Source organism: Bacillus sp. RB3 (genome assembly GCF_030164735.1).
In the GTDB taxonomy this organism is placed as follows: Bacteria; Bacillota; Bacilli; order Bacillales; family Bacillaceae_G; genus Bacillus_A; species Bacillus_A cereus.
The window spans coordinates 1-25,394 of record NZ_JASNGE010000024.1 but is presented as its reverse complement, the minus strand read 5'-3'; the positions used below and the strand labels follow the sequence as shown (position 1 = coordinate 25,394).

Below are 25,394 nucleotides of genomic sequence, written 5' to 3'. Positions count from 1 at the left end.
CATTTACTGAAAAATAAGCTCTGTCTTCAAACTATCTTTCGGTAACAACCAGCCTTTTTTCTCTAAACTCGCCATTAATAATTCCCTTTGCTTTGTCGCAATACTTTCTTCATTTGTTTTAAATGACACTTCTATTACGAAGTCATCTTCTAATTTTCCGGTATTACTTAATGGCCAAATTTCAATATTTGCTTTTATGTTTTCAAACTCTCCTGTATATCGTTTCATTAATACAGGACCGTAAATACGGGAATTCTTTAACATTTCTTCTCCCCAATTTGTATACAACCATTTGTTCATTTTCCCTGGTAATCTTTCTATTAACATGTTTTGAGCAGCTTGTTCATTTGGTAAATCAAGTATCCCATATCCTTTAGCGCTGTAACTTTTCTTATTTGAAATGCTTAATGTTTTCTTCTCAAATCCCCAATCTATTTCCGCCTCATAACTATCCGTATTACTATCGAATCCTTCTTTTTTAGCTACTTCTAGTGCATCTTGAATTACACCATTTGGAATAGGATATCTTTTTTTATATGTTAATTCAAAATCTTTACTAAATTCTTTCTTTCGAATTCTAGCAAACCAACCTTCCTCGCTTAAACTTTTATTCGCAGTATCTAAAAATTGCACTTGTATTCTTTCATATTTTGTACCAGCCTGGAAATGTTCTAGCACCTCTTGCTTCATCTCTTTGTTATCACCTAATACTTGTTCTGGCTTCAATAATAACTTTACTTCAAAACTAGGTTTCATTGGACTAGCTGCAAACCCTTCCTTAACGTTATAAAGGAAACAACAAAAGAAAATGCTTACGAATACAAATACTTTTTTCATATACCTATCCCCTTTACATTTCAAATGACTTCTATACGTTCCATTGCAAGTGAATATACATTTTCATACCCTGCTGTACTTAGCTTTTGTTGTAATCGATCCGTATCCTCTTTCAAAGCGTGCACTAACACCGTATGTTCTGGTAATAATGTATTTAGCATCTCTTTAACGTCTCTTATACTTTGGTGAACTTTATACGGAACTCTCTTCACCCTACATGTACTCCTTACATGTTCTTTCATAACTTTTTCTGCAAAACTCCCTTTCGCAATATGCCCAGTAAAAATAACGGCATTCCGTTTTTCATTCCGAAGTTGTTCATAGTATAACTGTGCTCGTTTCGTTTGCATATTCGCATCACTCATTACAACTATTCCGTAACTATTTTGCATACTAATGTCATTATCCATAACTATTATGTTTCTTTTTAAACTCTCCATAATCCATTTAAGTTCTTCATTATTTTTTATCCAACCTTTATATATGAACATCTCTTCAAATCCAGCCAAAATTTCTTTATCTACTATAAGCGGAAATTCTTTATATCGTTCATATAAATACAATACTATATCTTGCGCCCTACCAAGTTGTGGCAGCGGTAATAATGCTATTCCTTCATTTTGCATAACTCGTTCAATTTCTGCACATAGATCGTCTAATCTTTCATTTTGCGAAACATCATCTGTGTGATAAGCGGCATCTACAATTGCAACTTTTATATTGTGGCCCAATTTCTCAGGTAAATTAGCTCGTAGTATGTTAGACTCTGCTGAATAGTCGCCTGAATAAAATACGTATGTATTACACATATCAACTAAAAACCAAACAGCTCCTAATACATGCCCACTATACCCCCACTGAAACCGCAATGTAGGAGTAATTTGTAACCATTCATTTGGATTGCTAATCTCATCAATACATACATAATTTAAATCTTTTATATGTTGGTCGCTATAAGGTAAATTCCATCCTTGCATTACATTATAGTTTCTCCATTTTTCATAATATAACGGCAGTTGCTCCTTCGTATAACGAGTCGTCCAAATTTTTTTCTTATAGCCATACTTCGCTAATAAAGGTAAACCCATCGTATGATCTTCATGAATATGTGATAAAAATACCGCATCTAAAAATGGAACAGCTTCTCTCTCTATTTTTGGATAACCATCCTCATAAGATCGATTAATACCACAATCAAATACTATTTTCGTCTCTTTATTTTTTACAAAATAGCAAGAGCGACCGTATTCTCCTGCTCCTCCCCATACTTCCACTCTCATCATGCTACCCCTTTTCGCTTTTGCTCCATATGTTGCAGCAGTAATAAGCACATTGTTGTAAGTCCAACAGAAACAACGGCCATCGCCATTCCTATAGATACTTCACCCTGTTCAAATTGAGCAAAAATAAACGTTGCTGACGTTTCTACTGATGGAGGTAATACGAGAAGTGATGCTACTAATTCTCTTATTGAAATTGTAAATGTCATCGCCCATCCGGCAAGAATGCCTGGGATAATAAGAGGCAATATTATTTTTCTAAAAATATAAATATAATTTCCAGAAAAAATACTTCCTGCCTGCACGAGAGAATCATCAATTTGTCCGAGTGATGATTTTACATATTGCACCGTGTAAGGTAAAAACAGAACAACATACGTTACGATAACCATGATTGGTGTATTATAAATTGACATAGGCATATATGGTGAATTCCAAAATAGAATAAGACCTACAACCATAACGATTCCTGGTACCATATTCGGTAACATACCGCACATATCAAGCCATTTTTCAGAGGTTTTTTTCCCCTTTCGAATCATAAGTGCCAAAAAGACTCCAATCATTACCGCAATAATCGCTGTTACGAGTGAAAAAAGAAAACTATTCCATAAAGCCTCTAATCCCGGAGACCCCATTGTAAACAATGCCTCATAATGACTTGTTGTAAAGTTATTTACATGTAAACCGCCGCCTCTTAATTTTGAAAAAGAAGCAATAAGTATAGAAAAGTATGGAATTCCAATTGATACGATTAATAAACCAATTACATACATCCATGCTACAACGCGCGTAAATATAGACAAAGTATATCTTTTAGATTTCACACCTTTTCCACTAACCATTGCATATGAATACTTTCGATTCAATACATTTTGCATATACCAAATGAGCATACAAGCACTAAGTAATAAAGAAGATAATGCTGTTGCACTACTGAAATCAATTGGCCAACTCGAAATAAATTTATGAATTTCTGATGTTAACACGTGGAATCCTATTCTACGTCCGAATGTAGCCGGTGTTCCAAATTCAGCAATCGTCTTTACGAAAATGAGTAAAGCACCCATTACATAACTTGATACTAATAACGGCAATATTATTTTTCTTAAGCGATAGAAAAAACTTCCGCCATGAACTGCTGCAGCTTCTTCTTTACTACTCCCAATCTGAAGTAACGTGTTTTTCAGCATGAAATAAAGGAATGGGAATAAATGCAGACTCATAATTAATACCATACCTCCTAAACTAAAAAACGATGATGAAACTGTCTTTAGCATCGGGAAAAATTGTTCAAAATAGCCGTTAGGTTGCATGAACAAAATCCAGCCCATCGATCCAATATACGGCGGTGTCATAAATGGAATCATAAAAACAATATCTAACTTACTATACTTTCCTACATCTGTTTTGCTCATAATAAATGCCAATGGAAATGCAAATATTGTAGCACCTATTACAACGAGTGCACCTAGAAGCATCGAATTTAGAAAAATCCCAGCTAATCCACCACTCTGCATCACTTCAAAAGGCTTTAAAAAATTCCAACTGCTATTTTCATATACACTAGAAAATAAAATAAGAAAAAGTGGAATGACGATTAACATCGCCACAAGTAATAACGCTACCGTCATTCCAACTTGTCTTACTGATACGAATCGATTTACCATGGAATCACCATCTTATTGAAATACTTTCTTAAATTGTTTTCCTATTTCATCTTGCTCTTTCTCAACTGTTTTCCAATCAATATTTAATACTGGAATCTCTTCTACATTTGGTCTATTTTCAGCTTTTATATCTGTTCTACCAGGCAATAAATACGCTTTAGAAACTTGTTTTTGTACATCATCGGATAATAAATAATCAATAAACTCTTTTGCACCTTCAACATTTTTACTATCCTTCATAATCCCAGCTACACGTGGGCTAATAACTGTTCCGCTTTTTGGATATACAATATCAACAGGTTCACCCTTTGCTTTTGCGCTATACGTCATATAATCAACACCCGCAATGACCATATCTTTCGCACCTGTTACAACTGGGTCTAACGCTTCCTGATTTGCTCCTGCTACTGTAACTTCATTTTTCTTAAGCTGCTCAAATAAATTCCATCCATCTTGTCCATTCTTTTTCACGTATCCTGTTACAAAGTCTAAAGCTGAACCTGAAAGTGCTGGATCTGGAAGATTCACTTTCCCTTTCCATTCTCCTTTCGTTATATCGCTCCAATCTTCAGGCGCTGTCTTCACATTTTTTGTATTGTACACAATCCCTAATGCTGAAGCACTATACCCGAAATAATGGCCTTTATCATCTGACCATTCAGAACGCAGCTTATCAGCTTGTTTCGCCTCTTTATAAGCTAACGTTTGACCCTCTTTCTTTAATCCTTCCATCGCTGGTAAGGAAGCGAGTACGACAACGTCAACGACTGGATTTTTCTTTTCAGCTTCCATTCTCGCTAAAATTTTACCAGTTGTCCCTTGAAACATTTCCACCTTTATACCAGTTTTCTTTTCAAAGTCTTTTTGAACTTTTTCTGCTAACCCTTTTGGCCCTGCACTATATACAACAATTTTCTTTTCATTCGTATTTGTACTTTTTGCATCTGCATTACCCTTTGAACTACAACCTGTTACTACAGCCGAAAATAATAAAGTACATACAAATAAAGACTTAAGCGAACTGAATTTCTTCATACGATTCTCCCCCTATATGATGAATACATTTTTTTGGCACATATAACGATACTGGTTTACCGATGCTTAATTTACTATTGTGATAAGCTGTCCATATTCCGAGTGCCCCCATGTTTACTTTTATTTCATACCGTTCTCCTACATATGTAACGTGCTTAATTTCACCTGTATACATTTCGCACACTTCATTTTTCGTCCAACTCACATGCTCTGGACGAACCATTTTTTTACCCTCTACAAGCCAATTCGCCTTACCAACAAATTTGGCAACAAATTCATGAGACGGTTTCACATAAATATCTTCGGGTGTTCCTTTTTGTAATACTGCTCCTTGTTTCATGACAATAATTTGGTCTGACATTGACATTGCTTCTGTTTGATCGTGAGTAACATACAGTGCAGTTAAACCAATGGAATGAACGATATCCATAAGCTCTATTCTCATTTCTTCTCGCAAAATTGCATCGAGCGCACTTAGCGGTTCGTCAAACAAAATAAAATGAGGTTTTGTTACAATTGCTCTAGCGAATGCGACACGTTGTTGCTGTCCACCAGAAAGTTCGTGTGGATACCTTTTCTCCATACCTTGCAGGCGAACTCGCTTTATTGCATCTTCTACTTTTTCTCGTAAATGATTCGTTTGCTTTGTAGCTCTTAAACCAAATGCAACATTTTCAAAAACAGTCATGTGCGGCCATAAAGCAAAATCTTGAAATACCATACCGATATTCCGTTCATGAGGAGATGTCTTTATCTTTTTTGTAGCAGAATACATGCACTGGTCTCCAAAATATATTTCTCCCTTATCCGGTTCTTCAAGTCCTGCTATTATTCTAAGTAAAGTCGTTTTCCCACATCCCGAAGGTCCTAAAAGTGTAGTGAATTCCCCTTGTTTCATTACAATCTGCAAAGGCTTTAACGCTTGTGTTTTTCCAAATGTTTTTTCTAATCCATTAATTTTAATATCCATCGTCTCACCTCTCTCCCCTCATTCTTAACCTGCTTTCATTCTATATGGAAGATTTATACTTAATGTTAATGTACTGTAAAGATTAAATTAAAAAACTTCTAATAAACTATTTATTTCTATAGATTTTTTCTATAGTTAAAATAAAAAAGGCGGCAATTCATAATGAATCTCTTAAAATTAGAAATTGTAGTACTTATTAAGAAATACAAAAAGCTTACAATCGTTGCAGAAAAACTTGGCGTTAAACAACCAACTATTACTTTTCATATAAAAAGCTTAGAAGAAGAACTCGGTGTGTCTTTATTCGAATTACGTTCTGGAAGGTATTTCTTAACAGAGGCTGGTGAGGCTTTGCACCATTATGCTTGTAAAATAGATGCACTTATGAAAGAAGCTAGACGTGTCACGCAAGAGTTTAAAGATTTTCATAAAGGCGCTATAACAATCGGCGCTAGTTATGTACCAGCGACTTATCTTTTGCCAGCAGTCGTTCATCAATTTCAATGTGAATTTCCCAATATAAAAATAACGCTACTAGTTAAAACCGCCCCTGAAATTCGAATGATGCTACAAAATCACGAAATCGATCTTGGGATAATTTCCGCTGCTCCATTTGATGAACCACTTTTAAAACAAACGAATATAATGCCCGATACACTTGTTCTTGCTTTTTCCAAAGAACATCATTTTTCAAAGAAAGACAATGTATCGTTACAAAATATAGAAAAGGAACGCATACTATTGCATCGTAATCCATCTACAACGAGAGACTTACTTACACAATGGACGTTAGCGCACAACATTACATTCCAATCAGAAATTGAATTAGACTCATTAGAAACGATGAAACAAATTTTAAAATATGGTAATGGAATTGCCTTGATTTCTAAACTGGCTATCGAACAAGAAATACAACGAAATGAGCTATGCTATATACCAATCCCTGAATTTGAATTTCAGCGTAATATTTATACGATTCATCATGAAGACAGATGGAATTCTAAAATCATTTCTTTTTTACTACAGAGCATCACTACATTTGCAACAAAAAATTAAAAGGCTGTCGTTATGCACGACAGCCTTTCAAACTATAAATCTATTTATTTTTCTTTGCCTCAATTTTTGCTTGCGCCTCTTCAGCCTTATCTAATGCTTCTGATACTTTCTTCTCTTTTTCTTTCACTTCATCTATACTATCGACAGCTTTAATAATTTTATCGATTCCCTCTTCTTCTACCTTTCTACGCTTTGCCACTCTTTCATTTACTTTCTCTTCCACATCTTTTGCTTTTTGAAGCATATTCTCTGCATTTGATATTACAGCTTTTTCAAGTTCATCATCTTTTTTCTTTTGTAACACTTCATTTGCAATGTCTTTCGCTTCTAAATACTTACCGTCTTTTAATGCTGTTGCTCCCTGATCCATTTTCTCAGCAACTTCTTTATATGATTTCGCTTCATTTCCTGATTTCTCTTTTTCTGCTTTTTCGAACCACATTGTTGCATCACTATACTTTTCATCTTTCAATGATTGCATACCTGTTTCAATATATGTGTCATAATTGCTACATCCAGCCATTACGACTAATAGAAAAAGCATAACAAAACTTAATTTTTTCATGCTGTTGTCTCCTTTTCTTTGCAAGCTCACTTTACTTTAACATACATGAAAAAGAGTTTCAAAAACTAAAATACTAATTTAGTCATTTTTATTTTATTAAGTCACATTTCCTTTTAGACAGACACATCCACTTGCTTTTTCATTACATGCTTCTTTACTCCTACTAATACAACTAACAATAAACCTACGCCTAATGTCATCATAACAATGCTAGTTGGCAACATATCTAATAATAATCCATACACAATCATACCGAGCGGTGCGATTGCAGTAGAAATTGTTTCAAGTAAGCCGAAAACGCGTCCTAAATAACTTGGATCTGTCGTCTTTTGCAAATGTACTTGCATCGGGATATTTACAACCATCATTGATATACCAGTTAACATCATAAAAGCGATATAGTAAATAAAACTTGCTACTTTCGGGATGGTGACTACTAATGGAAACACTGTACATAAACTCAAACTCGCAAATAAAAACAACCCAATATAAACAGAGCGAAACGGATCATTCACTTCTTTACGTACTGATAACGCAATTGCACCAATTAACATCCCAACTGCTAACATTCCCTCTACAACACCGAGTTGTTTCGAAGATAGATGCAAATTTTGAACAATAATATATGGAAGTGAAACGAAAAGTGCACTCGCAAAAAAGTTTACCCCTACTGCAATTTTCATTAAACCATATATTTCATGCTGTCTTTTCACATATGAAAACCCTTCTTTTATACTCGTCAAGAAATGCTCTTTACTTTCAGCCTTTTCTTTTTTGTATAAATCAAATACGATAAACAATTGCACAACAACCGCTAAAAAGAATGTAATGCTATTCAATAGGAAAAACGATTTAATTGAAAAGAAACCAAATACAACTCCGCCAATAATCGGTGCTAAAATATTTGATAAAGATGCTGCCGTCTGGTTCAAGGCACTCGCTTTTTGAATACGTCCTTCATCTACTAAACTTGGAATAGATGAAGTTAATGAAACAGAGTAAAAACTCGCACAAATTGATAATAATGCTGCTGAAACATAAATAAACAGAAGTGATGGCCCAAAAGTAGTTGCAAGGATAAACATAATAAACATTGTTAAACTACTTAACAAATCGGTACCGATGACAAGCCATTTTCGATTGACGCGGTCAGCTACAGCACCAGCAATTGGTCCACAGATTAGCCTTGGAATCGATCCACAAATAAGCGTAGTTGCAAACCCCATTCCTGAACCCGTTGTCTTTAATACGTATAATCCCATTGCAAACGTATAAATACCGGCTCCTAGCAAAGACGTCATTTTCCCAATCATCATTAAAATAATATTTCTCGTTGCAATCTTCATTCTTGAATCATTTTGTCCTATACTTATATCCCCCATTTTTGACACTCTCCCCTTAAAAGTTAAATTGTGTTAAACTTATTATATAATTAACTTTCCAATTTTTACAACAAAAAGTTTAATGACATTTAACTTTCTAACTATAAAGGAGCAATTATATGGCTACTCTCGGTGAAAAAATTAAAACGTTACGAAAAGAAAAAAAGCTTACTCAAACTGATCTAGCAGGTTCAGAACTCACAAAAAGTATGCTAAGTCAAATTGAAAATGGAAAAGCTACACCTTCTATGAAAACACTACAATATATCGCTGACAAACTTGAATGTGAAACGAGTTTTTTATTAGAAGAAGATGATGTAGAAATTGTAGGACTCATTCAACAAACGGAGAAACTAATAAAAGCAAACAAGTACGATGAAGTATATGAGGTTTTACTACCGATCGTTCAAAAAGAGCTACCTCCCACTTTGAATACTGCTCGTTTATATAAACAGTTTGTAACAGCTGCGGCTAAAATGAAAGATTACAATATTGAATATTACGTTGAAAAGGCTACTTCTATTTTTGAGAAATATACGTTATACCGGGATAGTACGGAAACAAAATTAAAATTATCCTTTACGATATTCACACGTAAAAAATATGCTGAATGTTTACAACTTATAGCTAGTATCCGAAATGACTATGAAGAGAAACATTTAGAAATGGATCTCATTATACATATCGAATTATATTTATATGAAGCAATTATTTTTCTTGCATGTGGTGATTACGAACAATGTGAAAGTGTCATTTTAGATGCACTTGCATTTTCAAAAAAACATCAAGTGTATTATAAAACAGATGAATTTTATCGTATTTTATCTTATCAAAAAGTAATCACGGCTGATAAAGAACAATATTTACATTACATAAAAAAATCAGAGCAATTCGCCATTTTTACAGAAGATAATTTCTCTGCGGCGGTTATTGATCTTTTAAAAGCTTTCTACTACAACACAATTGCTAATGAATATACAATTGCATTAGAACATTTAGAACAATTTCGAGAAAAATTAAAAGATGAGCCAATTTTTCAAGATGATGGATCATATTATCTTGAAAAAGGAAAAGCTTTGTATGGTTTAAAACAATACGAAGAAGCTTTAAAAACATTGCAACGCGCTATCATACCAGATTATATAAACCATCCACTTGATCACGCACGGCTTACAACAGCTGGGGCATATCGCGCTCTTTGTTATGTGAAACTTAATGATAAAAAAAGAGCTCTTGAAGAAGTAACAGAAGCATATGAAATCGTACAGGCCTATCCTGATTCCATCTTCACTTCATTTATTAAAGAAACATTACAAATAATACAAAAACTTTAAGAATGTCTCTAAATGGTATATTATTCCTCTTTTTTAGCAAAGATAATAATGATGGGAGGAATATAAATGAATATACAACGTGCAATAGAGCTTTCTATGTCAGCAGAACAAGCCAATGTCAATTTTCAAGGCATGCCTGTTATGATTCAACACGTCGATGAAAGCAATGAAACCGCCCGCATATATGAAGTAAAAAACCCAGGACGCGAATTAACTGTTCCAGTTAATAGCTTAGAGGAAATATAAGAAATGCCACTTCTCTTTTGAAGTGGCATTTTTCTTCTTTCAGATTACTTATTATAAATTTCTTCAACTCTTTATTTTACATGAGCTGAAAAAATAAGAATTTTCTACTTCTTTTCTTTTTGTGACCTGCTAAAATACAAACTATGGATTAATTATTCGTACTATACATTAAGGAGGAAAAATAATGGCATCTAATTTAGAAAAAAACCAGCCTTATTATGCAGTTATATTCACTTCTAATTTATCAAATAATACAACTGACTATAATACCGTTGCCGAAGAAATGGAGAAACTTGCAAAGCAACAACCTGGATTTTTAGGTGTAGAAAGTGCACGAGGTAATTCTGGACTCGGAATAACAATTTCTTATTGGGAATCACTTGATGCGATTGAAAATTGGAAGAAGAACACCTTACATAAAGAAGCGAAAAAAAGAGGTCGTGAGCAATGGTATGAAAACTTCCACCTGCGTATTTGTCTTGTTGAGAAAGAATTTAAGTTTCATAGAGGTACTTTATAACTATGAAGGAAAAATTAGCTCTCGTTATTGTTCATGAAATATATGGTGTGAACGACCATATGCATCACGTTACCCAGCACTTTACTTCATCTCATATAGACGTATTCTGTCCTAATCTTCTACACTTACAACATGCATTTCATTATCGTGATGAAGAAAAGGCATATGAACATTTTGTAAATCATATTGGATTTGATGATGGAAAAAAGCAAATTGAAGAATTCATTTCTCATCTTTCTAGTAGTTATACACATATTGGACTTATCGGCTTTAGTGTTGGAGCTACCATCTCATGGCTATGTAGTAACAATCCGAAAATAGATTTTATTATCGGATGTTACGGTTCTCGTATACGCGACTATGTTCACATAAAGCCTACATGCTCTACATTACTTATATTCCCTGAAAAAGAAGCTAGTTTTTCAGTATCCTCTTTAATTCACACATTGCAGCAACAAAAGAATCCTTTATTAGAAATAAAACAACTACACGGTGAACATGGATTTCTAAATCCGTACACTGAAAAATATAACGGGCACTCTACAAAACAAGCATACAATTTAATAGATTCATTTCTTGTAAAGTGAAACTTCAATCAGTGGGGGGGGGCATCCCCCACCTAATCTCTTTTCTTACGTTGAGTTTTAAGGTGTGGGTCTTACTGCCCATGCGTGATAAAAACAATCTTATACAGGAGACTCAAAATGACGCTGACATTACTCTTACTTGTTTTCATACTCATTGCCTTTATCTCAGCGCTAACTATCATTTTTAAAACCGTAAAAAAAGGGCTATTTTTCAACCGCCCCTACTTACAATCTATTATCGTTTGCCTTTTATTTTTTACTAATTGGATCTTATATGTAACAACTTTTTATTCGTTACTTCCCGAGAAAATTAGTGAGTTCCTATTCCTACCCATTTGGTTTTTCCTTTGTATTTTAGGTTTTATAACTTTCTGGCGTGAATGGGGAAATAATCGTGTATTCTCCATATGTATCGGTTTTCTTTCCTTGACTAGTTTTTTATTTGGATTATTGTTGTTAGTTCTTTCCGGGATGTAATAGAAGAAGGAAGAAAAGCCAACTTTCAACTTTTCTTCCTTCTATGTTTACCTTTAGTTTTCACTGTCACTGATTCACAAGGTGTATAATATATTTGAGGTGTCGCCTTATCAACAAACATCATAAACGTAATAAAGCCGATAATAAAGAAAATAAATAACGTTAACAAAATTGCTCCTATCGTTAAAAGTATCATAACACCACCCCTATATTTTTCATGTTATTACACTTTTCGCTATGATATGAGTGTAATCCTTTTTAGAAAAGGAAACGTAACAAAATAATCACAATCACTCCCGTTAATACTGTACCTAATAAACTACGAGTATATATCGCTACAAGAAATGTTGGAATTGCTGCAATAAGATAATCCCACTGCATCGTTTCATGCATAAATAAAACTTGTGCTAAAAGCGCTGCTAATATCGCAATTGGTATGTAATTTAACCATTTTAAACCCCAGTCAGGAATTTGTAGTTTGCTAAATACGAGTAGAGGTAAAATACGTGGCACGATTGTAACAGCTCCTGCTGCTAGTAAAAGTAATAATACATCTAATCTCATTTCCATTTTTCAATCAACACTCCAATCGTCGCAGCTAGTAAGGTTGCGATAATAACCGCTATACTATCTGGCATAAATAGGTGTGAAACGTATGCGATAATAATCGCTACAATTGCAACACTTAAATGAATTGCTAGTTTCGGTTTACTACTTATGAGCTGAAGAACAAATAATCCGATAAACATCGCTGGTAATGCATAATCCATGCCGTATGTATGTGGATCTGGTATCCACTCACCAAATAGCCCGCCAATGATAGTGGCAAGAATCCAATTTAAATACGCTGTTACATTAAGCCCTATCATCCATCTTTCACCTAAATATCCTTTTTGCGCAGCATGCTGCACTGCAACGCCGAAAGTTTCATCTGTAATTTGCGAACCGATGATTAGGTTTTTAAATAGAGGAATTTTCGTAAAGTACGGTGCAAGTGCAGCACTCATAAGAAGGTGGCGCAAGTTAACAAAAAATACAGTAAAAATAATTGCGGAAGCAGGAGCACCGGCTGCATACATACCAGCTAATATAAATTGGGCAGAACCTGCATAAATTAAAGTGGACATAAATGCAATTTCAATGATGGAGAAACCAGCTGTTTTTGCAATTACACCAGCTGCTATACCGATGCTCAAGTAACCAAATACAGTTGGTAAACAATCTTTTACTCCTTGCTGAAATGTATCGTCACTCTGCAAAGCTACATGTGCCTGAGCTTTACTCATCTCTATCATCCTCCATTCCTTCTAAAGTTCGTTTTCCTGTTACGACATGAACTAAATCTATATTTTCACGCCATAACGTATCTAACTTATCAGCTCCAAATTCCTTTGTGATTTCTTCAACCATAATATCGTGCCGCACATACTCTGTAGCAACGAGAACTAGCGCTGGGTCATACGTTGTAACGGCCCATGAAGTGCTATCATTTGAGAAGTTCGCAATTAATACTTCCTCTCCATCACGAGCAATAACAGTTAAATGACCACCCATTCTCTTTTCAACAACGTGGGGCGTCATATAATTATGATGAAACGTCGCTCCTATTTTTGTTTCTGGAGCTCCAAATAAGATTGAAAATATATGTACGCCTTCCTCTTCCTTTTGATGAATGTATGGCTCAATTTCATGCACTTGTTCTTCCCATACAGAAATCCATAATTCTTCCTTTGCCCTATTAATTATATTGCATATTTCTTTTAAAACACGATCATTTGAGCGAATATGCGAAATTACATCTATTTGTCGCTCTTGTTCTAAACAATTTAATTTCTCATCTAAAAATTCAAAGGACTTTTCAAAGTCTTTTCGCATTCGATTCATTAATTCGGTAGCTGGTACTGGTACATATTTAACTGGTTCAGAAGGTACAATATGCACCGCTCCTTTATCCATTAACTTACCGAGTACCTCGTAAATCATAGAACGAGGTACTCCTGTTTGTTTACTCACTTCATAGCCTGTTACTGGAGAATGTTTTAACAATCCAATATACGCTTTACATTCATATTGGGAAAATCCCAACTTTTGTAATTCCTTTATAATTTCATCCATCGGTAACCCCTCACAATCTAAATCGCTCTTACTTCAAAACGACGATTTTGCTTCCCTTTACTTTTTACTTTATCAATAACAAGTGTTCCTATTTCACTCGTATTTTTCACATGTGTGCCTCCACAAGCTTGTTCGTCTAAATTTTCAATTGTAACAATGCGGATTTCTTGGATAGTAGTTGGCAGGAGATTTATTGCTGTTTTAATCATTCCTACAGCATTTTCTGCTTCTTCGCGGCTCATATAACGAGTGGAAATTTCTTTATTTTGCTTAATAAGTTTATTCACTTCCTCAACAATTTCTTCTACTTCCACGCTCGATAACTCTTGTAACTCATTAAAATCGATACGTGCTTTATCAGGATAAATTTGATTTCCGGTGCATAAAGCTCCATACTTTTCATAAACAACAGCTCCGATAAGATGCAGTAAAGAGTGATGACGCATTAAATTATGACGTCTTTCCCAATTTATCTCTAATTTAACTGGACCTAACTTTACTTGTGCTTCGTCTTTTATATAGTGAACTATTTCTCCTTGCTCCTTCTTTACTTTTTCAACTTCAAATACAGACCCATCTTGTACAATGACACCCGTATCACATTCCTGTCCTCCACCAGTTGGATAAAAAATTGTTTCTTTTACAAATACTTTATTCCCTTCTACTCTTATCACTTCTGTTTCGCAACTCGTTTTGTATGCATCTTCTAAATATAATGCCGTTGTCATACTCTCACCTCTTTAGTAGTTATAGTTATACCTACTAATATAAAAAAGAAGCTCTGCAAAGTAAATTGATAATTCTGAAATTTAAAATTAATAAAAGACTCCTTTATTAGGAGTCCACTATCTCAATATTTCATTCGCTTCTTTTTCATAAATTTTATCAAATGACGTCATAACGCGCTGTGATGCTTGAATCATCTTTTGATCTGTCATAAGATCTGCCATCTCTTTCGTCATATCAACATTTGAATTTTCTAGCATATGATTTTTTACTATTCCTGTTCCGTTCGGTAAATTAGCAATGTTTCCTTCTGCTAGTGTAAAGCTTTTGTTTTCACGTTGCACGAGACGTGCATTCGTTTCGGCATCTACTGTTTTTGTTTGCAAACGAGCAATATTATTTTGTGTTACCTCATCATATAATGTACCATCTGCTTGTACAGCAACCTTTGCTCCTTCTGGAATACGAATACGCTCATTATTCTCTCCCATTACGAAAGCACCAGATGATGTTTGTAAATAACGATCACTATTTAATGTGAAACTACCATCTCTCGTTAAAAACGTTTCATCATTTTTAGAAGTAACGAAAAATGATGTTGTGCCGGCCGCGCCGTCATCTAAAAAGAAATCTGTAGCGCTATTTGTCATTTGTATATTTCCTTGTACTAAATTCACATGCGTTGCAGCTGGTACTACAGCGTAATCGACCGAACCGATATTTGTTACCGCCCCATCTCCGCGGCGATATGTGTCTTGTACATCAAATACTTTAGACGTCATATTTTCTGCTTTAAATCCTGTCGTTTGAGCATTTGCAACGTTATTCGAATGAACATTAATGCGCTGCATGTAATTCATCATGCCCATAGAACCTATATAAAGACCGTTCATATTCGTTTGAATAAGGCAAGCGCCTTATTCTTCACCTCTTTTCTACGATGTTTGTAACATTTGTTTCGCTAAATGTTCAGCTGTAGCGATATGTATATTTTTCTTTATGTCTTGGCCATCTGTCATTAATACAATAGGAGCTGATGATACTGCTGGAATTTTCAACAATTCGCCACTACTTGCTGTTTCATCAAATTTCGTAAACACAATACCATCTATATGAATATCTTTAAAGTTTGTAATAATTTCAATCATATCTTTACTTTTCATTGAAGCTGATAACGTTAAACAAATATAATCTGGTTCTACTTGTCCCATCGTTTCAATCATTTCTTCCACTGTTTCTGACGTACGATAATTTTTCCCTGCTGTATCAATTAAAATATAATCGACGCGTGCTTCTTCTTTAAAATACGTAAGCGCTCTTGTCATTGCAGCTTCATCACGCACAGCAATTACTTCAGATCCAATTGTCTTTACGTTATCTTGCAATTGCTGTACTGTTCCTATGCGCGAATGATCTGTCGTTATAAAACCAACTGTTTTTTTCTTACCGTGAAATTGCCATGCCATTTTCGCGAGTGTCGTCGTTTTACCAACGCCAGTTGGACCGATTAATGCAATTGTTTGTACTTCTTTTTCAAAGACGTTTTCCGTATTGAAATGAGATTTCATATCTTCCAATATGTACCTGATAACTTCTTCTTCCGTAATCATCGTTGCATTTTCAAACTTTATTTTTAACTTTTCAGCATATGCATGAATGAAATATTGTTCCACATCGTTTTGTTCTAGCATCCGAATTACTTTTTGAATAATAAACGGTACAGATTCTTGATTTTCTTTCTTTGGAACTACTTCTTCTTTCTTTACTGGAACGACTTGTTTCACAACTTTTTTCTTTTTCGTTACTTTCGTTACTTCCGTTTCTTTCATCGGTTTCACAACGACGATTCCTTTTTCAAACAGCTTTAATAGTTTCTCTTTTTTTCTTGCCCATTCTTCACTATTTCCTGTTTGCATCGCCGCGTATGACATAGAAGTCGTTACGTTTTCTAAATTGTGCAGTACTGATTGAATTCCATTCGCCTTCACAATTTGTTCTGAAGGATCATTCACAACATCCATTAACTGTTCATGAAATTGAGCTGTACCTTCATTCACTTCTTCCTGTTTTTCTTCTGGAAAAGCAACTAACATTTCATAATCCTTTTTCCAAAAAAACGGTATATTTCGTTTTACACTTTCATCGACAACATAATAATAATCTGTACCATATTGGTCAAATAACTTTCGATACAATTCATTTTTCGAAGCTGCTTTTATTCGCATTAACGCTTCTTTCTTTTCTGTACTTTCCATTACTTCACCCCCTACTATTCAATATAGGCAATTTGATCCACAACAATTTCTGGTGCTAATTCACTAATACAAAGTACTTGTGCTTCCACTTGATAACGTTCTAGCAGTCTTACAATCGCAAATCTAAAATCTTTTCTACGTGTTAATAACACCGGTTCTCTTCCCATTAAACGTGCTTGCTTAAAGACGCGCTGCACTTGCTCAACGACACGTGTTTCTAAATCTAAATCCCAGTTTAATAAGTAACCTTGATATGAATTATTCACAACATCCGCATCTAACTCGATTGAATCAGAGAAGAGCGCTGCATATATTTTTCCGTCCGGATTTTTCGCATTTTCACAAATAACTTTTGAAATACATTCACGAACAAATGATGTTACACCATCCACGTGGTTTTGATAAATTTCTTTGCCGTCAATAATACCTTCAATAATTGTTGGTAAATCACGAATAGAAATACCTTCTTTTAGAAGTTGTTTAATAACATTTTGAACAAGTGATAAATCAATTTCTTTTTTCTTAATCTCTTCTAATAGAACGCCATTATCATTTTCAAGCGAGTTAATTAAGTCTTTTACATGTTGGCGCTGAATTAATTCATGAAGATTACGTCTAACGACAACATCTAAATGTGTAATTAATATGCTAAGTGGCTCTAAAACTTGATAGCCTTTCATTTGTGCATCTTGCACCATATGCTCTAAAATCCAATATCCATCTTCACCGAAAATTGGATCTTTCGCTGGCTCTGCATCTAAATCAGCCATTACGTTTGGTGTTTTCAGTGCTAATAAATAACCTGATTTTAAAACACCTTCAGCCGCCTTCGCACCTTTAATTCGAATAATGTAACGTCCGCGTGGCCTAAAGCTCGTATTATCTTTAAAGTTAATTCCAGGAACGTTAATACCAAGGTCAGTAATAATTGACTTCCTCATAAGAACAACTTTATCACGCGCTGTTTCCCCGTTAATTTTTTGCTTTACAAGTGCTGCTAAATCTAAACCGAGTTCTACTATAATTGGATATTTATCCGTAAATACTCCGAATGAATCTTCCACTTGTTGCAGTTGTTCATCTTCGCCTTGGATCATTTCTATTTCTTTTTGAAGCTCGTCTTCTTTTTCTTTCTTTATTCGATTTTTATTACGAATTCCTAAGAAGATAATTGTTCCGCCAACGAGTGCGAATGGTAGAAACGGTAGCGGAGTAAAAATACCCATTGCGATAAATAAACCACCGAGCGCATATACAACGACTTCATGCGCTAATAACTCTTTAAAGATACCTTCTGTTACTGTATCCGGTGAACCGTCAAATACACGCGTTACGATAATACCTGTTGAAATTGCAAGCATTAACGAACCGATTTGGTTTACGATTCCGTCACCGACAGTTAACTGTGTATAATGAAGAGCCGCATCCGCAAAGCTCATCCCTTGCTGCATCATTCCGACAATTAAACCGAAAATAATGTTTACGAATAAAATGACAATCCCGAAAATAACGTCCCCTTTAATGAACTTTCCGGCACCATCCATCGCCCCGTAAAACTCTGTTTCCATATTTAATTTTTTTCGTTTTGCTTGTGCATCTTTTTCTGAAATAATACGCTGGTTTAAATCAGCATCGATAGACATTTGTTTCCCTGGTAAAGAATCAAGTGTAAAACGAGCTGCAACTTCAGCTGTACGAGACGCACCGTTTGCAACGATAAACTGGAATATGATTAATACTGTAAAAATAACGATACCAATTAATAAGTTTCCGCCAATTACGAACTGGCCAAACTCTTCAATAACATGACCTGCATTTCCATCTGTCAAAATCGCTCGCGTCGTCGAAACGTTAATCGATACGCGGAAAATCCCGATTAATAACAACATCGTTGGAAATGACTTTAATTCATCCCACTCGTTAATACTTGTCGCTCGCATATAAATAAGCACTGACATACTTAGTAGAAAAACGATAATGATATCAAGTATAAATGGTGGAAGTGGAATTAAGAGCGCCACTACGAATGACGCTGCTAAAAAGATAGAAAAATAGGTTCTTGCAGAATCTATCTTAAACAAAGAGATCTCCTCCAAACGCGCTATTATACTTCAAGTTCATTCGTCTGAATTAAATAGCGCATAACTTCAATTACAGCTACATATAAATCTTCTGGAATCGTCTCATCTTCCTCGACTTGATAATATAAAGAACGAGCAAGCGGACGGTTTTCCACCATTGGTATTTCTTGTTCACGGGCAAGCGTTCGTATATATAATGCGAGCTCATCTTCCCCTTTTGCAACGACAATTGGTGCTGCATCAACGTGTTTATTGTAACGAAGTACGACCGAAATATGAGTCGGGTTGTTTACAATAAACGTTGCGCCATCCATCTTCTTCGCAATTGTTCCTTGCAAGATTGCATGCATAAAGTTTTTTCGTTTCCCTTTAACTTGCGGGTCCCCTTCATTATCTTTATGCTCTTGTTTCACTTCTTCTTTTTTCATCTTAATATCTTGCTCGTACTCCCATTTTTGATAAATGAAATCAATAATAGAAAGAACGATTAAAATAATTAAAATTGCTAAGAAAATAAATTTAATTTCCCTAATAATTTCAGTAAGGGATGCAGTCCAGTTAAATCCAATCATACTGACAATTTTCTCTAAATTCTTTTTAAAGAGAACGTAAGCGACGTAACCGATTAATCCCATATAAAATAGTGATTTCAAAATATCTACTAAACTTTTACGACTAAACAGTCTCGTAAAATAGTTTTTCGGATTAATACGTGACGCTTTCGGTTTAATGACTTTAGAAGAAAATAGGAAGCCGACTTGAATCATATAATTGAATAAATGAAAAGCGTATACGAGTATTAATATCGGAGCCGATACTTTCAGTAATAAAATCCCCATTAAATAAAAATACTCGGTTGAATCTGTATTTTTTCCAATTTGATCAAACAGCACCGCTACGGAATTTGCAATCTCATACCCTAGCCAATCTCCGAAGAAATAAACGACAACTGCTAATACGAGAATGGAAAATAAATTATTTAAATCTTTACTCCGGGCAATGTTCCCTTCTTCACGCGATTTTTTACGCTTCTGCGGGGTGGCCTTTTCTGTTTTATTATCCTTTGCCATGCGAGTCCCCCTACTTCGTTAAGAAAAAGTTAAATAGTTTCGTATACTCTTCAAGTAATACATCCGTCATATTTTTAAACACATAACCGAGCATCGGTACACTCATCGCAATAAACAAAATCCCACATGTAATTTTAATTACGTATGCATTCATAAAAACGTTTAATTGCGGAGCGTTTTTTGCAATTAAAATTAGAACAAAGTTAATGATGAATAAACTTCCCATAAGCGGAAGAGCAATTTCAACCGCTGATGTGATCGCAAATAATAGCGTTGCGAGTAGACTATCTAAGAAACTAGTCGTCAACAATTTTGAAATCGCCTCTGTATATTGAAACGACTTTAAAATCGTGGCAACGAAATAATTAATGCCGCCAAGTGAAATAAAAATAATGAGAAAAAATATATCAAAAATGGTTGATAGTAAAGTAGACTGTGAGCCCGCATTTACATCAAACAAACTTGCTTGTGATAAACCGATATCAAAGTCTAAAATATGCCCGGCCATTTTCGGAATGTTCCACAGCATTTCTACAATTTTTGAAAGTGATAATCCAATTACAATTTGCGTTCCTGCATAAGCTGCAACGTCCCAAACTGTCTTGATGTGAGAGACATCCACTTGATCAGCCACTGTAATTGAAAGAGCAAGTCCAACTGTAACCTTCGCCATTGCTGGAATGGATCGTCCTGAGAAAAACGGTAAAAAATATAAAAATGAAGTAATGCGGCAAAACGCAAAAAACGTTGCCGCCCATAATTCCATATTCATTTCAGTTCACCTATCTTAGTACGAACGCAATAGCGATGGGATTTTATCAAATAAATCTAAAATAAGTGTCGTTAACTCTTGGAACATCCACGGACCTAAAATGATAATAACGAGGACAATACTCGCCATTTTCGGTAAAAACGTCAGCGTTTGCTCTTGAATTTGCATCATCGCCATAATGACAGCGATGATAATAACGACAATCATACTTACGCCGGCAACCGGCATTAAAATCATAACCCCTTTATAAAAAAAGGTTTGAAAAATATCTATAATTGGTGACGTATTCATTTATATGACTCCTATCACATAGCATCAAACGCTTCAGGCGACCGTTTTAAACATAATGTCGACGATTTTTGTATATCCACCTAAATATACGAAAACGAGTATTTTAAACGGTAAACTTAAAATCATCGGCGGTACCATCATCATCCCGAGGTACATTAAAAGTGTACTAATAATCAAATCTATAAATACAAACGCTAAATAAATGAACATCCCTGTTAGTAAACCTTTTTGAATTTGCGTTAACGTAAAGGATGGTACGAGCGTAAATAGTGAAAGATCTTTCAAATCTTTCGGCAACTCTTCTCCGCGTACTTTCAGCATCATTTTTAAATCATGCTTATACGTATGCTTTGACATATATTCTTTCATAATAGGAGCTGTCGTTTCCGCAGCTTGACTTACTGTTATTTTCTCTTTCGTCATCGGATCCCACACATCACTCTTCAGTTGCCCGAGTACAGGCTGCATCGTAAAGAGTGATAAAAATAATGCAAGTCCAACAAGCACTTGGTTTGGTGGTAAATTCATTACCCCAAGTCCTTGACGTGTAATCCCTAGAACGATCATAAAATAAGTAAAATGTGTAAATAATAGAACGATAGAAGAAGATAATGATAAAAGGGTAACGAGCGCAAATAGTTGTACACTTGAATTACTCGTAAACTCTTTTCCATTTTCGAAATTAATAAAACCGTTCGGGGCTGCATACGCTGGATTTACAAAAATAATTGAAAAAACGATAGAAAATACGAAAATAACGGCTAATAATGATAACTGTTTCTTTATTCTCATGATGGATCCTCTACTTTTTTCGTTTCACTCTTCACCGCGTCTTCTAGTGCTTGTTGAAACTGATTTCCTGTTCCGGTTAATTGCACAGACTGCACACCGTTATTACTAATAACAGTGAACACTTGCTTTCCGTCCACTTCAAATAAAAAGGCACTCGTTTGATGATTTAAATAAACGCCGTCTTTTACTTGTATATGGCCATTTTCACCCTGCTTAAAAAACTGCTGTTTGCGCGTCTTTTTCGTCATATAATATGCACCGTAGCCGAGCGCACCAAACAGTAAAACGACTTGAAATAAGGTCGTCATATACGACATATGACTCCTCCTCTACTCTTTATCTTGCATTTGACTTTGCGCTTTCATAAGCGCCGCTTGTTTCTTATCAGCTTCAATTTCAGAAATGATAATACCGAATTTCTCGTCCATTACGATTGCTTCACCGATGCCGACTTTCATATTACTTAAATACACATCTACTTTATGTCCTAAGTTTTTCTCTACTTCAAGAACATCGCCAACTTTTAACTGCTTTACATCACCAAGTGTAATAGATGACTTTCCAAGCTTTACACCAAGTTCAATCGAAATATCTGAAACAGTATCAATATGTGCTTTACCTGCTTCATTTCGCTTTCCTGCAAAATCTTCTAATCCCATTAATGACACGGGAGATACTTCATGCTTCATATGGATCCTCCTACTCTACAAAACTTTTAAATAGGAGCGCCTTACGCGTTCCATCTTTTCCAATAAAACAATTAAATTTATGCTTTCCATCTACATAACCAAGTAATTCATCCGAAACTTTCGTATGAAGCGGAATTATATCGCCTTCTTCAATTTGTTCAATCTCACTCATTGTCATTTTCTGCTCACCAATTGCAACGTGAACAGGTTTGTACACTTGATTTACTTTCATTTCCACTTCAGACATATACTTTTTACGTTTATCTGAAGAATGTTCGACAATATTTTCAGACGTTAACTTATCCATAATTTCTTCAACAGATAAGAATGGAATTCCGATACGCACCGTCGTATTCCAAAAATCTGTTTTCATATTTACGTTAAGTAATGAAATGATATCACTCGCTGTCGTAATCTTTAATGCATTCGGATCTGTTTCTGTCGTTACAAATTTCGGTTCAATCGCAACAACACTTTCAAATGATTGCTCTAAATTTTTACAAAGAAGCAAGAATATATTATCAAGCGTTAAAAACTCAAACGCTGTTAACGGTCTGCGCATCGTAAAGTTACGCTTACTATCTCCGCCAAGCCAACATTCATGAATATAAATAACGAATGCTAAATCAATCTCAATAACAATTTCTCCAAGCTCTGGTAAACCGAGATCAATTACGCAATATAAATAATAATCTTTCGGCATTTTCTCCACATATTCACTCGTAAATGGAACTTGCTCAACTGTTGAAGGCTCTAGTTCAATTGGAATACGCATACGCGCTGATAACGTCTGTGACGTCTGTTTTCCAAAAGTAGAAGCAATCGCTTGCAAACTACGTAAATGCTCAACACCGAACTTCTCTGGTCTATTAAAATCATACTCTTGAAATTTCTCTTGCTTTCCTGCTTCTTGTGCGAAAGCTGGCATTTCCTCGCCTTCATTTACCGCCTTCAGCAGGGCATCAATTTGCTCTTGGCTTAATTTTTCGCCACTCATGACAATCCCCTTCCCTACCTTTTCAATTCAACGATTTCAACGTACATTTTTCCATTCTTCGTTAAAATCTTTCCGGTTCCAATCTCTTCATTCTCAAGCATAAGACGCACCGTATTTTTCGTTGAATTTTCAAGACGATACAATGTACCTTTCGTAATATGAAGCAGATCTTCAATTTTCTTTTTCGTATTTCCGATTTCAAAATAAATTGTTAACGGAATATCATCTTGTAATTTCAAATCTAGCCAACTCCCATATCATGTTCACGAAAATTTCATGTTCTCTCTATATATGAAACTTCTTATTTTGAAACGTCGATATTTAATATTTTTTTAATATATCCTTGCGTTTCTTTAAATGGCGGTACGCCTCCGTACTTTCTCACATTACCAGGACCAGCATTGTAAGAAGCAAGTGCCAATACTAAGTCACCGTTATTTTTCTTTAAATAACCACTTAACTCTTTCACGCCACCTTCAATACTTTCAGCTGGTGAAAAGGGATTCTTCACACCCATCTCCTTCACATTCGCTGGCATAAGCTGCATAAGTCCCATCGCACCGGCATGTGACACCGTTTTCGGATTAAAATTAGACTCTACTTCAATCATTTTTTGAATTAACGTTTTCGGAATTCCATATGTACGACTTACACGATCAATAATATCCTCATACTTCCCTTCATTGGAAGAACGTATTTTTTGAATATTATACTTCTTCGTTAATCCCCACGTATCAGCAGCCTCATTTTTCGTTTCTGGGAAACGTCGTTCAAACTCTTTTTGCGCAACTTGCACTTCATCTGCTTTCTTCGTTTCACCCTTTTCTTCGGGCTTACTCGCTTCATCTACTTTTTTCGTTTCACCCTTTTCTTCGGGCTTACTCGCTTCATCTACTTTATTAATAGATTGTTCCGGCTTATTAACAACCGTTTCTATTTTCGTAGATTGTTCCGGCTGACTCATATCTTCTATTTTTGCCGGCTGCGTAGTAGCCTTCGTCTCCCTCGCAGGTTCACTCTGCAACTTCTCTTGAAAACGACTACTAACAAATGCTTGTGGACTACTTAGCTTTTGCTGAATTTGTCCTTTTTTATATGCAAGCACTTCTTTTACTATATTTCCAACTAACATAATATCACCTTTTCGGTAAACAAAGATAATCTAATATTAGAGTTTTTTTTTAAAGTTTGCAATAATCCTTTTGATAATATTGTAATAAAAAAATGAACAAATAGGAAATTATCATTTTTTTATATTCATTAATTACAATTATTCGTTGACACGATATACACCAAGGATTACAATTAATCTCGAAATTGATTTTTTTGCATATTTACGTTTAACAATTAACAGAAAAATCAATATAAAAAAATGGGGGTTCTTAACATGAGAATTAATACAAATATTAATAGCATGCGTACTCAAGAGTACATGCGACAAAACCAAGACAAAATGAACACTTCTATGAACCGTTTATCTAGCGGTAAATCAATCAACAGTGCAGCTGACGATGCGGCTGGTTTAGCTATTGCTACTCGTATGCGTGCAAAAGAAGGCGGATTAAATGTTGGGGCTCGTAACACACAAGACGCTATGTCTGCTTTACGTACTGGTGACGCTGCATTAGGTTCTGTTTCAAACATCTT

At 35.0% G+C, this 25,394-nt stretch carries 31 protein-coding genes; 7 read left to right on the top strand and 24 right to left on the bottom strand.

Annotated features, from left to right (window positions below; all coding sequences use genetic code 11):
• Positions 1-3: 3 nt before the first annotated feature.
• The 5 genes from QO049_RS23180 to QO049_RS23160 are packed head-to-tail and all read right to left on the bottom strand — an operon-like array spanning position 4 to position 5,792.
• The gene (locus QO049_RS23180; protein ID WP_000755310.1) at positions 4-837 is read right to left on the bottom strand and encodes a hypothetical protein; all 834 of its coding nucleotides are present in this window, start codon (positions 835-837) and stop codon (positions 4-6) included.
• A gap of 20 nt (positions 838-857) precedes the next feature.
• Entirely contained in the window at positions 858-2,120 is a 1,263-nt protein-coding gene (locus QO049_RS23175; protein WP_061655893.1) for an MBL fold metallo-hydrolase, read from the bottom strand.
• Entirely contained in the window at positions 2,117-3,787 is a 1,671-nt protein-coding gene (locus QO049_RS23170) for an ABC transporter permease (protein ID WP_000248151.1), read from the bottom strand. The genes QO049_RS23175 and QO049_RS23170 overlap by 4 nt, the downstream gene beginning before the upstream one ends.
• Positions 3,788-3,799: 12 nt before the next feature.
• A complete protein-coding gene (locus QO049_RS23165; RefSeq protein ID WP_000714678.1) occupies positions 3,800-4,822 on the bottom strand; it encodes an ABC transporter substrate-binding protein in 1,023 nt (340 codons plus the stop codon).
• On the bottom strand, positions 4,800-5,792 hold the full coding sequence (locus tag QO049_RS23160) for an ABC transporter ATP-binding protein (RefSeq protein WP_284489525.1): 993 nt from the start codon (positions 5,790-5,792) through the stop codon (positions 4,800-4,802). Before QO049_RS23160 ends, QO049_RS23165 begins: the two co-directional genes overlap by 23 nt.
• Before the next feature lie 162 nt (positions 5,793-5,954).
• On the opposite strand from QO049_RS23160, the gene QO049_RS23155 reads away from it, so the two are divergent.
• Entirely contained in the window at positions 5,955-6,848 is an 894-nt protein-coding gene (locus QO049_RS23155; RefSeq protein WP_061655896.1) for a LysR family transcriptional regulator, read from the top strand.
• Between the two features lie 40 nt (positions 6,849-6,888).
• On the opposite strand, the gene QO049_RS23150 is transcribed toward QO049_RS23155, so the two are convergent.
• Complete coding sequence (locus QO049_RS23150; RefSeq protein ID WP_000736440.1) at positions 6,889-7,413, bottom strand: COG3014 family protein; 525 nt, start codon at positions 7,411-7,413, stop codon at positions 6,889-6,891.
• 113 nt (positions 7,414-7,526) lie between these two features.
• Positions 7,527-8,795 (bottom strand): MFS transporter, encoded by a 1,269-nt coding sequence (locus QO049_RS23145; RefSeq protein ID WP_000502489.1) that lies wholly within the window; start codon positions 8,793-8,795, stop codon positions 7,527-7,529.
• A gap of 119 nt (positions 8,796-8,914) precedes the next feature.
• Here QO049_RS23145 and QO049_RS23140 point away from each other — a divergent pair, with 119 nt between their 5' ends.
• From QO049_RS23140 to QO049_RS23120, 5 genes are all read left to right on the top strand, one after another.
• On the top strand, positions 8,915-10,129 hold the full coding sequence (locus QO049_RS23140; RefSeq protein ID WP_000212386.1) for a transcriptional regulator: 1,215 nt from the start codon (positions 8,915-8,917) through the stop codon (positions 10,127-10,129).
• A gap of 66 nt (positions 10,130-10,195) precedes the next feature.
• A complete protein-coding gene (locus QO049_RS23135) occupies positions 10,196-10,375 on the top strand; it encodes an H-type small acid-soluble spore protein (protein WP_001025731.1) in 180 nt (59 codons plus the stop codon).
• A 184-nt stretch (positions 10,376-10,559) separates the two neighbouring features.
• Positions 10,560-10,895, top strand: a complete 336-nt coding sequence (locus tag QO049_RS23130; RefSeq protein ID WP_000157887.1) for an antibiotic biosynthesis monooxygenase family protein — start codon at positions 10,560-10,562, stop codon at positions 10,893-10,895.
• Between the two features lie 2 nt (positions 10,896-10,897).
• Positions 10,898-11,482: a dienelactone hydrolase family protein gene (locus tag QO049_RS23125; protein WP_000660114.1), complete on the top strand. Its 585-nt coding sequence runs from the start codon at positions 10,898-10,900 to the stop codon at positions 11,480-11,482.
• A 117-nt stretch (positions 11,483-11,599) separates the two neighbouring features.
• Positions 11,600-11,959 carry a hypothetical protein gene (locus QO049_RS23120; protein WP_002133070.1) on the top strand — a complete coding sequence of 120 codons (360 nt, stop codon included), beginning with the start codon at positions 11,600-11,602 and terminating at the stop codon, positions 11,957-11,959.
• A gap of 25 nt (positions 11,960-11,984) precedes the next feature.
• Here the strand turns inward: QO049_RS23120 and QO049_RS23115 are convergent, their stop codons facing one another.
• From QO049_RS23115 to QO049_RS23035, 17 genes are all read right to left on the bottom strand, one after another.
• Positions 11,985-12,155 carry a DUF3951 domain-containing protein gene (locus tag QO049_RS23115; protein ID WP_000602236.1) on the bottom strand — a complete coding sequence of 57 codons (171 nt, stop codon included), beginning with the start codon at positions 12,153-12,155 and terminating at the stop codon, positions 11,985-11,987.
• A gap of 62 nt (positions 12,156-12,217) precedes the next feature.
• The gene (locus QO049_RS23110; RefSeq protein WP_000425938.1) at positions 12,218-12,529 is read right to left on the bottom strand and encodes an AzlD domain-containing protein; all 312 of its coding nucleotides are present in this window, start codon (positions 12,527-12,529) and stop codon (positions 12,218-12,220) included.
• The gene (locus QO049_RS23105; protein ID WP_000030478.1) at positions 12,520-13,245 is read right to left on the bottom strand and encodes an AzlC family ABC transporter permease; all 726 of its coding nucleotides are present in this window, start codon (positions 13,243-13,245) and stop codon (positions 12,520-12,522) included. The genes QO049_RS23110 and QO049_RS23105 overlap by 10 nt, the downstream gene beginning before the upstream one ends.
• Positions 13,238-14,074: a TrmB family transcriptional regulator gene (locus QO049_RS23100; RefSeq protein WP_000343357.1), complete on the bottom strand. Its 837-nt coding sequence runs from the start codon at positions 14,072-14,074 to the stop codon at positions 13,238-13,240. Before QO049_RS23100 ends, QO049_RS23105 begins: the two co-directional genes overlap by 8 nt.
• A gap of 17 nt (positions 14,075-14,091) precedes the next feature.
• Positions 14,092-14,802, bottom strand: coding sequence for an alanyl-tRNA editing protein (locus QO049_RS23095; RefSeq protein ID WP_000205394.1), 711 nt, complete (start codon positions 14,800-14,802; stop codon positions 14,092-14,094).
• Between the two features lie 117 nt (positions 14,803-14,919).
• Entirely contained in the window at positions 14,920-15,693 is a 774-nt protein-coding gene (locus QO049_RS23090; protein ID WP_001013934.1) for a flagellar basal-body rod protein FlgG, read from the bottom strand.
• A 42-nt stretch (positions 15,694-15,735) separates the two neighbouring features.
• Entirely contained in the window at positions 15,736-17,055 is a 1,320-nt protein-coding gene (gene flhF, locus QO049_RS23085; protein WP_000446174.1) for a flagellar biosynthesis GTPase FlhF, read from the bottom strand.
• Positions 17,056-17,069: 14 nt separating this feature from the next.
• Positions 17,070-19,136, bottom strand: a complete 2,067-nt coding sequence (gene flhA / locus QO049_RS23080) for a flagellar biosynthesis protein FlhA (RefSeq protein ID WP_000472534.1) — start codon at positions 19,134-19,136, stop codon at positions 17,070-17,072.
• Positions 19,137-19,159: 23 nt separating this feature from the next.
• Complete coding sequence (gene flhB / locus QO049_RS23075) at positions 19,160-20,206, bottom strand: flagellar type III secretion system protein FlhB (RefSeq protein ID WP_001030111.1); 1,047 nt, start codon at positions 20,204-20,206, stop codon at positions 19,160-19,162.
• Positions 20,207-20,216: 10 nt separating this feature from the next.
• On the bottom strand, positions 20,217-20,978 hold the full coding sequence (locus QO049_RS23070) for a flagellar biosynthetic protein FliR (RefSeq protein WP_001055718.1): 762 nt from the start codon (positions 20,976-20,978) through the stop codon (positions 20,217-20,219).
• Between the two features lie 15 nt (positions 20,979-20,993).
• Positions 20,994-21,269, bottom strand: coding sequence for a flagellar biosynthetic protein FliQ (locus QO049_RS23065; protein ID WP_001098085.1), 276 nt, complete (start codon positions 21,267-21,269; stop codon positions 20,994-20,996).
• 33 nt (positions 21,270-21,302) lie between these two features.
• Positions 21,303-22,061: a flagellar type III secretion system pore protein FliP gene (locus QO049_RS23060; protein WP_001220582.1), complete on the bottom strand. Its 759-nt coding sequence runs from the start codon at positions 22,059-22,061 to the stop codon at positions 21,303-21,305.
• A complete protein-coding gene (locus QO049_RS23055; RefSeq protein ID WP_000121176.1) occupies positions 22,058-22,378 on the bottom strand; it encodes a hypothetical protein in 321 nt (106 codons plus the stop codon). The genes QO049_RS23060 and QO049_RS23055 overlap by 4 nt, the downstream gene beginning before the upstream one ends.
• A 12-nt stretch (positions 22,379-22,390) precedes the next feature.
• Complete coding sequence (gene fliN, locus QO049_RS23050; protein WP_000680010.1) at positions 22,391-22,750, bottom strand: flagellar motor switch protein FliN; 360 nt, start codon at positions 22,748-22,750, stop codon at positions 22,391-22,393.
• Between the two features lie 10 nt (positions 22,751-22,760).
• Positions 22,761-23,747, bottom strand: a complete 987-nt coding sequence (gene fliM / locus QO049_RS23045) for a flagellar motor switch protein FliM (protein WP_000012355.1) — start codon at positions 23,745-23,747, stop codon at positions 22,761-22,763.
• A gap of 14 nt (positions 23,748-23,761) precedes the next feature.
• Positions 23,762-23,986 (bottom strand): flagellar motor switch protein FliN, encoded by a 225-nt coding sequence (locus tag QO049_RS23040; protein WP_000775712.1) that lies wholly within the window; start codon positions 23,984-23,986, stop codon positions 23,762-23,764.
• 62 nt (positions 23,987-24,048) lie between these two features.
• Positions 24,049-24,879, bottom strand: coding sequence for a lytic transglycosylase domain-containing protein (locus tag QO049_RS23035; protein ID WP_000960073.1), 831 nt, complete (start codon positions 24,877-24,879; stop codon positions 24,049-24,051).
• 255 nt (positions 24,880-25,134) lie between these two features.
• Here QO049_RS23035 and QO049_RS23030 point away from each other — a divergent pair.
• Positions 25,135-25,394: flagellin N-terminal helical domain-containing protein (locus QO049_RS23030; protein WP_481748636.1), on the top strand; the 260-nt coding region annotated here is incomplete at its 3' end.

What these genes read in the sequence shown, in the direction of transcription:
- QO049_RS23125 (WP_000660114.1), top strand. Translation starts at nt 10,898, where the DNA reads ATGAAGGAAAAATTAGCTCTCGTTATTGTTCATGAAATATATGGTGTG.
- fliM (WP_000012355.1), bottom strand. Translation starts at nt 23,747, where the DNA reads ATGAGTGGCGAAAAATTAAGCCAAGAGCAAATTGATGCCCTGCTGAAG.
- QO049_RS23090 (WP_001013934.1), bottom strand. Translation starts at nt 15,693, where the DNA reads ATGAACGGTCTTTATATAGGTTCTATGGGCATGATGAATTACATGCAG.
- QO049_RS23160 (WP_284489525.1), bottom strand. Translation starts at nt 5,792, where the DNA reads ATGGATATTAAAATTAATGGATTAGAAAAAACATTTGGAAAAACACAA.
- QO049_RS23070 (WP_001055718.1), bottom strand. Translation starts at nt 20,978, where the DNA reads ATGAATATGGAATTATGGGCGGCAACGTTTTTTGCGTTTTGCCGCATT.
- QO049_RS23100 (WP_000343357.1), bottom strand. Translation starts at nt 14,074, where the DNA reads ATGGATGAAATTATAAAGGAATTACAAAAGTTGGGATTTTCCCAATAT.
- QO049_RS23060 (WP_001220582.1), bottom strand. Translation starts at nt 22,061, where the DNA reads ATGAGAATAAAGAAACAGTTATCATTATTAGCCGTTATTTTCGTATTT.
- flhF (WP_000446174.1), bottom strand. Translation starts at nt 17,055, where the DNA reads ATGGAAAGTACAGAAAAGAAAGAAGCGTTAATGCGAATAAAAGCAGCT.
- QO049_RS23165 (WP_000714678.1), bottom strand. Translation starts at nt 4,822, where the DNA reads ATGAAGAAATTCAGTTCGCTTAAGTCTTTATTTGTATGTACTTTATTA.
- QO049_RS23055 (WP_000121176.1), bottom strand. Translation starts at nt 22,378, where the DNA reads ATGTCGTATATGACGACCTTATTTCAAGTCGTTTTACTGTTTGGTGCG.
- fliN (WP_000680010.1), bottom strand. Translation starts at nt 22,750, where the DNA reads ATGAAGCATGAAGTATCTCCCGTGTCATTAATGGGATTAGAAGATTTT.
- QO049_RS23145 (WP_000502489.1), bottom strand. Translation starts at nt 8,795, where the DNA reads ATGGGGGATATAAGTATAGGACAAAATGATTCAAGAATGAAGATTGCA.
- QO049_RS23110 (WP_000425938.1), bottom strand. Translation starts at nt 12,529, where the DNA reads ATGGAAATGAGATTAGATGTATTATTACTTTTACTAGCAGCAGGAGCT.
- QO049_RS23140 (WP_000212386.1), top strand. Translation starts at nt 8,915, where the DNA reads ATGGCTACTCTCGGTGAAAAAATTAAAACGTTACGAAAAGAAAAAAAG.
- QO049_RS23155 (WP_061655896.1), top strand. Translation starts at nt 5,955, where the DNA reads ATGAATCTCTTAAAATTAGAAATTGTAGTACTTATTAAGAAATACAAA.
- QO049_RS23180 (WP_000755310.1), bottom strand. Translation starts at nt 837, where the DNA reads ATGAAAAAAGTATTTGTATTCGTAAGCATTTTCTTTTGTTGTTTCCTT.
- QO049_RS23095 (WP_000205394.1), bottom strand. Translation starts at nt 14,802, where the DNA reads ATGACAACGGCATTATATTTAGAAGATGCATACAAAACGAGTTGCGAA.
- QO049_RS23035 (WP_000960073.1), bottom strand. Translation starts at nt 24,879, where the DNA reads ATGTTAGTTGGAAATATAGTAAAAGAAGTGCTTGCATATAAAAAAGGA.
- QO049_RS23150 (WP_000736440.1), bottom strand. Translation starts at nt 7,413, where the DNA reads ATGAAAAAATTAAGTTTTGTTATGCTTTTTCTATTAGTCGTAATGGCT.
- QO049_RS23130 (WP_000157887.1), top strand. Translation starts at nt 10,560, where the DNA reads ATGGCATCTAATTTAGAAAAAAACCAGCCTTATTATGCAGTTATATTC.
- QO049_RS23175 (WP_061655893.1), bottom strand. Translation starts at nt 2,120, where the DNA reads ATGATGAGAGTGGAAGTATGGGGAGGAGCAGGAGAATACGGTCGCTCT.
- QO049_RS23105 (WP_000030478.1), bottom strand. Translation starts at nt 13,245, where the DNA reads ATGAGTAAAGCTCAGGCACATGTAGCTTTGCAGAGTGACGATACATTT.
- QO049_RS23120 (WP_002133070.1), top strand. Translation starts at nt 11,600, where the DNA reads ATGACGCTGACATTACTCTTACTTGTTTTCATACTCATTGCCTTTATC.
- QO049_RS23135 (WP_001025731.1), top strand. Translation starts at nt 10,196, where the DNA reads ATGAATATACAACGTGCAATAGAGCTTTCTATGTCAGCAGAACAAGCC.
- QO049_RS23065 (WP_001098085.1), bottom strand. Translation starts at nt 21,269, where the DNA reads ATGAATACGTCACCAATTATAGATATTTTTCAAACCTTTTTTTATAAA.
- QO049_RS23170 (WP_000248151.1), bottom strand. Translation starts at nt 3,787, where the DNA reads ATGGTAAATCGATTCGTATCAGTAAGACAAGTTGGAATGACGGTAGCG.
- flhB (WP_001030111.1), bottom strand. Translation starts at nt 20,206, where the DNA reads ATGGCAAAGGATAATAAAACAGAAAAGGCCACCCCGCAGAAGCGTAAA.
- QO049_RS23115 (WP_000602236.1), bottom strand. Translation starts at nt 12,155, where the DNA reads ATGATACTTTTAACGATAGGAGCAATTTTGTTAACGTTATTTATTTTC.